Source organism: Microbacterium sp. (assembly GCF_011620715.1).
Lineage (GTDB): Bacteria > Actinomycetota > Actinomycetes > Actinomycetales > Microbacteriaceae > Microbacterium.
On record NZ_WOYP01000122.1, the window covers coordinates 1,501 to 11,999 of the forward strand.

General features: G+C 70.1%; 9 protein-coding genes and 1 pseudogene. 5 read left to right on the forward strand and 5 right to left on the reverse strand.

The window, feature by feature from the left end; genetic code table 11:
* Positions 1-481: pseudogene (locus QZV84_RS11080) on the reverse strand (aminotransferase class I/II-fold pyridoxal phosphate-dependent enzyme); the annotation flags it as partial.
* A 99-nt stretch (positions 482-580) separates the two neighbouring features.
* On the opposite strand from QZV84_RS11080, the gene QZV84_RS11085 reads away from it, so the two are divergent.
* Genes QZV84_RS11085 through QZV84_RS11095 form a run of 3 tightly spaced genes read left to right on the forward strand, consistent with a single transcriptional unit; the run spans position 581 to position 4,908 of the window.
* Positions 581-2,140, forward strand: a complete 1,560-nt coding sequence (locus tag QZV84_RS11085) for a trypsin-like peptidase domain-containing protein (protein WP_292829404.1) — start codon at positions 581-583, stop codon at positions 2,138-2,140.
* Between the two features lie 48 nt (positions 2,141-2,188).
* The gene (locus QZV84_RS11090) at positions 2,189-3,460 is read left to right on the forward strand and encodes a CDP-glycerol glycerophosphotransferase family protein (protein WP_292829406.1); all 1,272 of its coding nucleotides are present in this window, start codon (positions 2,189-2,191) and stop codon (positions 3,458-3,460) included.
* Entirely contained in the window at positions 3,457-4,908 is a 1,452-nt protein-coding gene (locus tag QZV84_RS11095; protein ID WP_292829408.1) for a CDP-glycerol glycerophosphotransferase family protein, read from the forward strand. Before QZV84_RS11090 ends, QZV84_RS11095 begins: the two co-directional genes overlap by 4 nt.
* Here the strand turns inward: QZV84_RS11095 and QZV84_RS11100 are convergent.
* Entirely contained in the window at positions 4,905-5,996 is a 1,092-nt protein-coding gene (locus tag QZV84_RS11100) for a glycosyltransferase (protein WP_292829410.1), read from the reverse strand. The two genes, QZV84_RS11095 and QZV84_RS11100, sit on opposite strands and share 4 nt — an antisense overlap.
* 41 nt (positions 5,997-6,037) lie before the next feature.
* Here QZV84_RS11100 and QZV84_RS11105 point away from each other — a divergent pair, with 41 nt between their 5' ends.
* Positions 6,038-7,315: a CDP-glycerol glycerophosphotransferase family protein gene (locus QZV84_RS11105; RefSeq protein ID WP_292829412.1), complete on the forward strand. Its 1,278-nt coding sequence runs from the start codon at positions 6,038-6,040 to the stop codon at positions 7,313-7,315.
* Positions 7,316-7,332: 17 nt separating this feature from the next.
* On the opposite strand, the gene QZV84_RS11110 is transcribed toward QZV84_RS11105, so the two are convergent.
* Positions 7,333-8,748 carry a phosphotransferase gene (locus QZV84_RS11110; RefSeq protein ID WP_292829414.1) on the reverse strand — a complete coding sequence of 472 codons (1,416 nt, stop codon included), beginning with the start codon at positions 8,746-8,748 and terminating at the stop codon, positions 7,333-7,335.
* A gap of 130 nt (positions 8,749-8,878) precedes the next feature.
* Between QZV84_RS11110 and QZV84_RS11115 the strand changes: the two genes are divergently transcribed.
* Positions 8,879-9,841: a dienelactone hydrolase family protein gene (locus QZV84_RS11115; RefSeq protein ID WP_292829416.1), complete on the forward strand. Its 963-nt coding sequence runs from the start codon at positions 8,879-8,881 to the stop codon at positions 9,839-9,841.
* Positions 9,842-9,879: 38 nt separating this feature from the next.
* Here the strand turns inward: QZV84_RS11115 and QZV84_RS11120 are convergent, their stop codons facing one another.
* Together QZV84_RS11120 and QZV84_RS11125 are read right to left on the reverse strand one after the other, a co-directional pair.
* Complete coding sequence (locus tag QZV84_RS11120) at positions 9,880-10,107, reverse strand: hypothetical protein (RefSeq protein WP_292829418.1); 228 nt, start codon at positions 10,105-10,107, stop codon at positions 9,880-9,882.
* A 27-nt stretch (positions 10,108-10,134) separates the two neighbouring features.
* Entirely contained in the window at positions 10,135-10,434 is a 300-nt protein-coding gene (locus QZV84_RS11125; protein ID WP_292829420.1) for a hypothetical protein, read from the reverse strand.
* Positions 10,435-10,499 lie beyond the last annotated feature (65 nt).

The window sequence follows — 10,499 nt, forward strand, 5'->3', positions numbered from 1 at the left end:
GCGGGAGAACACCGCCCCGGTCGGGTTGTGCGGATCATTCACCAGGATCACGCGCGTGCGGTCCGATACCGCGGCGCGGAGCTCATCGAGGTCGGGTTGGAAGTCGGGCCAGCGCAGAGGCACGGTGACCAGGCGCGCGCTGCTGCCGGTAGAAGCGCTGCTGGTGCTCGGCGATCGCGAGAAGCAGATCGGGGATGCCGCGACCCGGCGGATATTGATTGACGCCGTGGGCGATCGCGGCGCGGGCGGCCTCGAGCACCGCTGCCGGTGCGTCCTCGTCGGGAAACCCCTGACCGAGGTTGATCGCACCGGTCTGCGCCGCAAGGGCCGACATCTCGGCGAAGATGGTAGGGCGGGTGCCAGCCTGCCGGGGGTTTGCGGCGGAGCCGCAACGAGGACGTGCGCCGGCGGACTCGTCGGGGGGACTCATCAGTCCGGCGCCGATCGCGGTACGTCGCCAGGCTCCGGGTGTTTCTCGCATCGGGTTCACGCTACTCGCATAGTCGCCCCCCATCCCCGGCATAAGAAACGCACAGAATTCGGGCCCACAGTGGTCAGTGGTCGGCAGAAGGAGAACACCATGAGCGACACCGAGGGCGAACGCCCGTCAGATTCCACCCCCGAGTCCCCCATCGACACCCCTGCGGCACCGGCGACACCCGTCTCCCAGCCGGTGACGCCGGCGGTCCCGGCGCAGGCGCCGACCTGGCAGGCACCGGGGGCCACGCACCCGGCGGGTGCTCCGGCCGGTTACCCGCCACAGGCGCCGCCCTACGGCACGCCGCGCGCGCAGACCTACGCCGGTCAGCCAGCCGCCGGTCAGCAGTATGCGTCGTCGTTCGGTCCGGGGGCTGCCGCACAGCCCGGAGTCGGCCAGACCCAGCCCACGGTGCCGTTCGACCGCGCCGCCACCGGCGCCTTGGCGACCGCCTCCACGCCGAAGAAGAAGTCCAGCGCCGGCAAGGTCGTCGGGCTCATCGTCGCCGCCGCGATCGTCGGCGGCGCCGCCGGACTGGGCGGGGCCTATGCGGGCGTGAACCTGTTCACCCCGTCGGGCACGAGCCCGGCGGCGGGCCCGTCCACGGTCACGGTGAACAACACCGATTCGGTCAACCAGACCACCGCGATCGCCGCCAAGGCGCTTCCGAGCGTTGTCACGATCCAGGCGACGGGCACCGACGGCGCGGGCACAGGATCGGGCGTCGTGCTGACCGGCGACGGCTATGTCGTCACCAACACGCACGTCGTGACGCTCGACGGTGCGACCGCGGATGCCACGATTCGCGTGACCACTTCGGACGGGCAGGTCTTCGACGCCGAGGTGGTCGGCACGGACCCGACCTACGACCTCGCTGTCATCAAGCTCGTCGACGCAGAAGGCCTCACCCCGATGGAGTTCGCCGATTCGTCGGCGCTCAACGTCGGTGACCAGACGATCGCCGTCGGCGCGCCGTTGGGCCTGTCCAACACCGTCACCACGGGCATCGTCAGCGCGCTCAACCGTTCGATCCAGATCGCCTCGTCGGCTGCTCCGGGTTCGGCGGACTCGCAGGAGGACACGCAGCCTGACGGCGGGCAGAGCCCGTTCCAGTTCGACTTCGGCGATGGCGGCAACGGGGCCACGAGCGCGACGAAGTCCATCTCGATCGCCGTCATCCAGACCGACGCGGCCATCAACCCCGGCAACTCCGGCGGCGCCCTGGTCGATGAGGAGGGCAAGCTGATCGGCATCAACGTCGCGATCGCCTCGGCGGGCGGAACGAGCGGTCAGTCCGGCTCGATCGGCGTCGGCTTCTCGATCCCCTCGAACATCGTCGAGCGGGTCACGGGCGAAATCATCGACAGCGGTGCGGCCACGCACGGTCTGCTCGGTGCGAGCGTGCGGGATGCGGCATCCGTCGAATCATCGACGATCACCGGCGCCTACATCGCCGAGGTCGTCGACGGCGGCGCCGCGGTGGATGCCGGTCTGCAGGCAGGCGATGTCGTCACCGCCTTCAACGGGGTCCCCGTGACCGACGCCACCGATCTGACCGCGCAGGTGCGAGCCGCCGCAGCCGGCAGCGACGCGACGGTGACCTTCGTGCGCGACGGCAAGACGCAGACGGCGGAGGTCACCCTGGGCGAGCTGGTTCCGTAGCCAGGGAACGTCGAGGAACAGGACGCCACCCCGCGATAGAGTCGCGGGGTGGCGTCTTTCTCGTTCGGTGCGGGAAACGCGCGGAAGCTCGCGAGCCTCCCGCTGTACGCCCTCGGTCGCGTCGCGACGGTGCTCATCCCGCGCCGGCGGGACAGCTGGGTCTTCGGCTGCGGGGTCGGGATCGCCGACGGGGCGCTCGCCCTGTGGAATGTCGCCGTCGCCGACGGGCACCCGGCCGTCTGGCTGGTCGGCTCCGCCCGTGAGGCTCGGGATGCCGCCGATCGGGGCATGCCATACGCCGGCAAGCGCTCGCTGCGCGGGTTCTGGCTCACCGCGCGGGCGCGTATCGTCGTCGTCACGCACGGGTTCGGCGATGTGAACCGGTACGGCGTCTCGGGGGCGTTCATCGTGCAGCTGTGGCACGGCATCCCGCTCAAGCGGATCGGCCTCGACTCGGCCGAGACGGTGCGCAGCGGCATCCTTCCGCGATCGAAGGCCGTGCGGGCGATCCTGCGCCGCATGTACCGCGGTGCGGCGCGCCGCATCCATGTGCTGCCGGCCGCATCGCATCTCGTGCGCGGGCGCCTGGAGTCCGCATTCGGCCTGCCCGACGAACGTGTTCCGGTCACGGGCGAGCCCCGCGTCGACGTCCTGTCGCTGGGCAGCCCTGAATCCCGCCGCTCCGCCGCTCGCGCGGCGATCGCGGCGGCCGCGGGTCAGGCCGAGCCAACCGACCGGCTCGTCCTGTACGCGCCGACGTGGCGCGACGGAGCGTCGGATCCGGCCGTCCCGTCACCCGCGGAGTGGCATGCCATCGTGGACGTGCTGAACCGCCACCGCGCGGTGCTCCTGGTGCGCTCGCACCCCCTCGGTGTGGGCGAGTATGCGCCTTCGTTCGCCACCGACCGGGTGCTCGGCCTCGGCAGCGACGTCGTTCCCGACGTGACGCCGCTTCTCCCCGGGCTCGATGCGCTCGTGACCGACTATTCCTCGCTCGCCTTCGACGCCGCACTGGTTCCGCTTCCCGTGGTGTTCCTGGCACCTGACGTGGACGCGTACGCGCGGACGCGTGGGTTCTACGGCTCGTACGCCGATGTCGCCGGGAGCGATTGGGCGGCCGACTGGACCGCGGCCGCGAGGCAGCTCGACGTGCTCCTTGCCGACCAGAGCGACCGGGCGCGCAGGATCGAGCTGTCGCAGCGCCTGAGCGCGCGCGTACACGACTTCCGCGACGGCGGCAACACACGCAGGGTGTACCGTGCGATTCTGGCGGGACTCGGCGAGCAGCACTCCGGCCGCTTCACGAAAGGACTTCGATGACCGACGCCCGCTTCTGCACCGACGGGGGCGCCACGCTGATCGTGTCCGGCGCCGGGCCCATGCCCGTCTCGGTCGAGCTCGTCGGTTCGCGTGCCCGTGTCGTGGCGGCTACGTCGGGCAGCGGCAAGACGTGGACGGCGGTCCTCCCCCTGCGTGCCTCCCGCTGGGGCGGTGCGGAGCTTCCGCTGCCCGCGGGGGAGTACGACCTTCGCATCGAGCTCGCGGCGGGAGCAGCGGCCGAGGCACCGGCATCCGTGCCCCTGGCTCAGCTGGGCAGCCTTCGTGCGGAGCTGTCCTCCAGCACGCTGACGGTGGGCCCGCCGATCGACCCGGCATATGACTCGGGGGAGGGGCAGGCGGCGCTCGATCGGCGCTACGCGACCCGGCCGGCCGCACTCGAGAACGCGGTGTTCTTCGAGAGCTTCTACGGGCGCAACGCGAGCTGCAACCCACTCGCGATAGACCGCGAACTCGCGCGCCGGGCGCCTGGCGTGACGCGCTACTGGAGCGTCGTGGACCTGTCGGTCCAGATTCCGGAGGGCGCCGTGGCGGTCGTCGACGGCAGCCCGGAGTGGTGGCGCGCTCGCGGATCCGCTCGTCTGCTGGTGGTCAACGACTGGCTGCGCCGCACCTTCGCCCGCCGCCCCGGCCAGGTCGTCGTGCAGACCTGGCACGGTACCCCGCTCAAGCGGCTCGCCCTGCATCGGCCGGGGTTCCACCCGCGGCGGATGGCCGCGGTCATCAAGGAGTCGCGGCGCTGGAACGTGCTGCTCGCTCAGAATCCGTACGCGGCCAGGATCCTCGGCAAGGCGTACGCGTTCCTCTCGCGTCCGATCTGGGTCGAGGGCCACCCGCGCAACGACATCCTCACCGTCGGCGACGGTGTTGCCACGCGCGCTGCTCTGGGCATCGCGCCGGACGAACGCGTGCTCCTCTACGCTCCCACCTGGCGCGACGATCGCACCGAGATGGTGGATTTCGTCGATCCTGCGGCGTTGGCCGAAGCGACCGATTCCGTGGTGCTGGTGCGGGGCCATTCGCGCACGCTGCTATCGGGTCGGGATGCCGAGGGACCGCGTGTGGTGGACGTCACCGGATTTCCCGACACGTCGCAGCTGCTGCTGGCCGCTGACGCGCTGATCACCGACTACTCGTCGGTCATGTTCGATTTCAGCGTCACCGGAAAGCCCATGTTCTTCCTGGTGCCCGACATCGAGCACTATCGCGGGCAGCTGCGCGGCTTCTACTTCGATCTCGCCGCGCACGCGCCCGGGCCGGTGGTGCGCACCGAGGCCGAGCTCGTCGCCGCGGTCCGCGACGACGATCCGGCTGCCTTCGCGGCGAAGTACACGCAGTGGCGCGAGAAGTTCAATCCCCGTGACGACGGCCGCGCCGCCGAGCGGGTCGTCGGCCGGATCCTCGACCAGGGCTTCGTTCAGGTCGACTAGGGCAGCGGCGTATTGCGGCTGCCTAGCCGCGAGGTGTCGACGGTGTCATGCGCGCCGCCCAGCACTCCGCCGAGGAACCCAGCGCCCCAGGCGAGGTGCATGCTCGGCAGAACGGCCAGTGTCCACAGTCTGTCGCGCGATCCGGTGCCCCCACCCCGGCCGAGCGCGACGACGATCACGAGCAGGGCATAGGCGATGACCGGGAGGTAGACGATGGATGCCGCGACGCCCCACCATCCGGCGAGCACGCCGCTGAGTTGCAGCGCGGCGACCACGAGGCTGAGGGCCAGCATGAGCACGAGCGCCGGTGGTGCGAAGAAGCGCACGGAGTTCCCGCGGCCGTAGCGGCGGACCAGTTCTCCGCGCCACCGGCCCGTGGCCGAGAACTGGCGGACGAGCCGGGTCCAGCTCTCACGGGGCCAGTAGGTCACCGCCAGGGACGGATCGAACCAGACCCGGTATCCGGCGCGGCGGATGCGGAGGTTGAGCTCCCAGTCCTCGCCGCGTCGGATGCTCTCGTCGAACAGGCCGACTTCCTCGAGGACGTCGCGGCGCATCACGCCGAGGTAGGCACTCTCGGCCTCGCCCTCCTGCGTGCCGCCGTGATAGGCCCCGCCGCCCAGGCCGATGGGGGAGTTGTAGGCGCGGGCCACCGCGCGCTGGAACGGTGTGTGGCCGTCGGCCTTCATCACCCCGCCGACGTTGGCCGCGCGCACCCGATCGAGGGTCGCGAGCGCACGTGTGGTGTAACCGGGTTCCAGCTCGGAGTGGGCGTCCACCCGCACGATCGTCGGGTAGCGGGCTGCGCGGATCGCCCGGTTCAGGCCGATGGGGATGTCGGCCTCGGGGTTGTCGACGAGCACGATGCGGTCGTCGGCGGCGAGTTCGCCGGCCAGTTCGGTGGTGCCGTCCGTCGAGGGTGCCAGGGCGATGATCAGCTCGGTCGGGCCCGCGACATCCTGGGCCAGCACGGTCTGCACGGCGCGCTGCAGATATCCCCGTTCGTTCAGCACGGGCATCACGAAGCTGACCCCGGCCCCCGCGGCGGCGACCGGCGCATCCTTGCGTCCGGGCTGGTCGACATGCACCCGACGATCATGTCATGGGGGCCCGTCGGTATCCTGAGGGAGTGGATCTGGTCTCGGACGCGAAGAAGGCCGTGGCACTGCTGCGCAAGGCAGTCACGAACCGCGCGGCGGTCGCCGAGGTCCGGCGCATCGTCGCCGACCAGCCCGCGCATCGGCTTCACCACTATCGCGTCGCGGTCTACTTCGCAGACGGGGCGGTGAACATGTACCAGATGCGCCAGTGGTACCGGCCGCTCGCCGAGCTCGCGAAGACATGGCCGGTCGTCGTGCTGAGCCGCAATGCGACCGGTGCGCGGGCGCTCCTGGCCGAGGACGCGCCCCCCGTGGCATTCGTGCCGACGGTGCGCGAGCTGGAGCGCTTCATCGCCACTCAGGACATCCGCGTGGTGCTCTACGTGAACCAGAACATGCGCAACTTCCAGATGTTCCGCTACGGAAGACGGTGGCATGTGTTCATCAACCACGGCGAGTCCGACAAGATGTACATGACCACGAACCAGTACAAGGCGTACGACTACGCGTTCATCGCCGGAGCCGCGGCCCGAGAACGACTGGGTCGCGTGCTGTGGGATTACGATCTCGACACCCGCACGATCGAGATCGGTCGCCCGCAGGCAGATCACTACTCCGGAGCCCTGCCGTATACACCGGATGATCGCACCGTCGTGCTGTACGCGCCCACGTGGGAGGGCGATCGTCCCTCCGCCCATTACGGTTCGATCGCCTCGCACGGCGAGAGGCTCGTCGGCGCGCTCCTGGCGACGGGGCGCCATCGCGTGATCTACCGGCCGCATCCGCGTTCGGGTGTCGTGAACGCCGAGTACGGGGCGGCGAATCGGCGCATCATCGCTGCACTCGCCGCCGCGAACACCGCGGATCCGGCATCCCATCACGTCTTCGATGACGGGCCCGACCTCGGCTGGCAGCTCGCCGCCGCCGACGTCGCGATCGTCGACATCTCGGCGATGGTCTACGACCGGCTCGCCGCTGACCGCCCGCTCATGATCACCCGACCGGCCGACCCCGAAGCGCTGATCGACACGCACGGCTACCTTGCGGCGTGCGAATGGCTGGACGCGCGCGATGCCGACGCCATCGTCGCCGAGACCGACCGCGTGCTCGGAGACGCGGATGCCGTGGCCCGGCTCGAGCAGTGGGTGGCGCACTATTTCGGCGACACCGCCCCGGGCGCCGCGACTGCGCGGTTCCACGCAGCGGTGGGCGAGCTGATGGAGTCATGGGAGCGCTGGCATCGCCGCTCCCTCGACGACCAGGACCTCGACGAAGAAGAGACCGAAGAGGCTGAGCTCGACGACTGAGGTTGTGCCCTCGGTTCTCAACCGACCGTCGCGGGCTTCTCCACAAGCCGGGCGACGGCGCGCACCGGGATCGTGACCCACGTCGGTCGGTTGCGGGACTCGTAGATGGCCTCGTACACGGCCTTGTCCAGTTCGAGTGCCGCCAGCAGCGGGCCTTCGACGTCGGAATCGATGCCTGAGGTGCTCGCATAGCCCTCGACGAACGAGCGACGGGCGCTGAGCGCCCAATCCCGCACCGCCTCGGGTGAGCGTTCCGGGTTGTCCAGGCGGATCGAGCCGGCGACGTAGTCGAAGGAGCGCAGCATCCCGGCGACGTCCCGCAGCGGCAGGTCGGACTGGACACGCTCGGACATCGGGCGGAGCGGCTCGCCCTCGAAGTCCAGGAGAACCCAGCCTCGGCCCGGTACCTGCAGCACCTGCCCGAGGTGGTAATCGCCGTGGATGCGCTGCAGGGGTGGCCAGGCGATTTCGAGGGCGCGCGAATAGACCGCCTCGATCGCCTGCCGACGGTCGGCGATGGCGGGCACTTCCGCGATCGCGATCGCCAGGCGCCGCTGCCACGTGGCCGCAGTGGCCTCGCGGTCGGCGGGCTGCGTCTCGCGCACCGGGAACAGTCCGGCCAGGGACAGGTGCACATCTGCGGTGGCGGCGCCCAGGGCATGCGCGCGATCGCGGAAGTCCTCGCCGCGCGCTGCGGCGTGCAGGGCGACGCGCCACGCGTCCTCTACGCCAGGCAGGAACTCCTGAGCGAAGGCCAGCGAGCCGGTCACGGTATCGTTCGCGCCGGACATCCCGGGCCACCGGCCCTCGAGCGAGCCGATTGCGAGCGGCACGTGCGCTGAGCCCGCATCGGCCAGCGCGGTCTGCAGTTCGATGTCGGGGTTCAGCCCGGCGTGCAGCTGTCGGAACACCTTGCAGATGATCGGCATCGAGCCGTCCTCGCAGCGGTAGATCACGGACGTGTTCGACTGCTCGCCGGCGAGCACGGTCGCGGTGCGGAACGCTTCCGCCGCAACGATGCGCGTCGGGCGGCCGGTGGCCACCGCGCGCAGGCCGGTGCCTTGACCACCCCTCGTGACCAGGGAGAGCAGCGCCGAGGTGTACGCGGGGTCGAACGGCCCGTCGATGAACGTGGTCCCGGGTTCGGGGCTGCCGATGATGTGGTCGGGGGAGGCATCCACGCTCGCGGTCGCCCGCGACACGACGGGGATCTGGTACAGCACGACAGGCAATGCGCCCTCATCGGCGACGAGGAAAGTGCGCACCCGTGCATCGGCCGGGCTCAGTTCGGCGGCATCCCCCTCGACGGTGCCGCCCGCAGGCGTCGGCGCGTCCCACCACGCGACCAGTCGCAGGCTCGGCGGGCGACCTTTGGCGGCATACCAGCGCTGCCGGGGCATCCATGCCGTCAGGCACGCCAGGGTGCTGTCCATGCTCCGAGATTATGCCCGCCGACCAGACGTGTCGAGGTGAGCCGGATGCCGCAGTGTCGCGCGGCGGATCGGCGGACCGGTACGTCGGCGGGACGGCCGAGGCGTGCCGAATATCTGCAACGATGATCGCATGGATTCACTCGAGAGCTGGACACGCACCGATGTCACGTTCGACGGCGTCACCCGTGACGTGTATCGCAAGGGCACGGGCCGGGGCGTGATCATCATCCACGAGTTCCCCGGCATCGAGGAGAGTCTGATCACGTTCGCGCAGGAGGTCGTGGACGCCGGCTTCACGGTGATGCTGCCCCGGCTGTTCGGCACCCCCGGCGCGGGGTTCTCCGTCGGCAACGTCGTGGGCGACATACGCCAGTTCTGCGTGCGACGCGAATTCTCGGTCTTCGCGCGCGGCAAGACCAGCCCCGTGGCGGTCTGGCTGCGAGCGCTCGCGCGTCAGCTGCATGATGATGTCGGTGGCGAGGGGGTGGGCGTGATCGGCATGTGCTTCACCGGCGGGTTCGCCCTGGCGATGATGGCCGGGGCGCCGGTGATCGCGCCGGTTATCGCGGAGCCGTCGCTGCCGGCAGGCGTCGGTCTGCCGCGCAACGCCGCGGCTCGCGGAGCGGACCTCGGACTTTCGCCGTTCGATCTCGAAGCGGTCAAAGCCAGCGGGTGCGAGGTGCTCGGGCTGAAGTACCGCACCGACCCCGCCACGGGTACTCGATTCGATACGCTGCGCCGTGAGCTCGGCGACCGCTTCCTCGCCGTCGAGTTCGAAGGCAGGGGCCACTCAGTGCTCACTGCTGACCGGCGCGAGTACGGCGTCGATGAAGTGCTGGACTTCCTGGACCGCACCCTCAAGGATGAGCCGAGCCGGCAGCCTCCGTCGAGGGACGAGCCCCTGGAGCGGCGGCTCGAATCGCGATTGGGAGCCGGCTTCGACGCGCGCGTCACCGGGGACCCCGCACGTGTGGTGCTGCACATCACGCGCGGACTGACCAAGAAGGGACGCGAACGCGCGGAGGCGATCTCCCGCGAGGTCACCGGGAGGGATCCCGAGATCGTGCGTCTCACGCCGAACAGACTGGGCTGAGAACCCGGCCCGTCGTCTCCATCGGAGAGCGGAGCGGGCTACTCCGGCGGGTCGGCCTCGGCTGTATCGGCCGCGGTCTGCGCGATCTCGACGACAGGCACCATCGGGATGACGACGGATTCGATACTCGTACCGAGGAAGGCGAGAGAGTCGGCGGACTCGATCTGCTCCGCCAGGCTCTCCGCCTCCGACTGCGACGCGACGGGCTCGGAGGGAAGCCCAGCCCACTCGGTCGGCTCCTCAGGACGAGTGCTGAAGATTCCCATGCGTCCATTGTGGGCCCGTCGCGCCGGTCACACGACGAATCGCCAGACATACTCGACGCCCGTCTCGGGGCGGAACCAGCCCACGGTCACCACCACGTCGTCGTGGTCGTAGTCGCACAGGCACAGCTCGGCCGTCTCGCCCGGGAGCATCTGGCCCCAGAACTGCGTCTCGGGCGCGCAGCGGGTGCTGTCGACGAATACGCGGACGAAATCCACCGTCGTGCCGCTGTCGTTCGTGATGAGCGGATGCGTGTCGTACACGCGATCGACCCGCCAGGGGACGCGGTAGGCGGGCGGAAGATCGTCAGGGTCGAGGACGCGCAGCATGCCGGGGAGGCTAGGCGCGGCGTCAGACGCCGGCTCAGCCGAATCGGGGCTGCAATGGTCTTGCT

What these genes read in the sequence shown, in the direction of transcription:
- QZV84_RS11085 (WP_292829404.1), top strand. Translation starts at nt 581, where the DNA reads ATGAGCGACACCGAGGGCGAACGCCCGTCAGATTCCACCCCCGAGTCC.
- QZV84_RS11110 (WP_292829414.1), bottom strand. Translation starts at nt 8,748, where the DNA reads ATGGACAGCACCCTGGCGTGCCTGACGGCATGGATGCCCCGGCAGCGC.
- QZV84_RS11125 (WP_292829420.1), bottom strand. Translation starts at nt 10,434, where the DNA reads ATGCTGCGCGTCCTCGACCCTGACGATCTTCCGCCCGCCTACCGCGTC.
- QZV84_RS11095 (WP_292829408.1), top strand. Translation starts at nt 3,457, where the DNA reads ATGACCGACGCCCGCTTCTGCACCGACGGGGGCGCCACGCTGATCGTG.
- QZV84_RS11120 (WP_292829418.1), bottom strand. Translation starts at nt 10,107, where the DNA reads ATGGGAATCTTCAGCACTCGTCCTGAGGAGCCGACCGAGTGGGCTGGG.
- QZV84_RS11115 (WP_292829416.1), top strand. Translation starts at nt 8,879, where the DNA reads ATGGATTCACTCGAGAGCTGGACACGCACCGATGTCACGTTCGACGGC.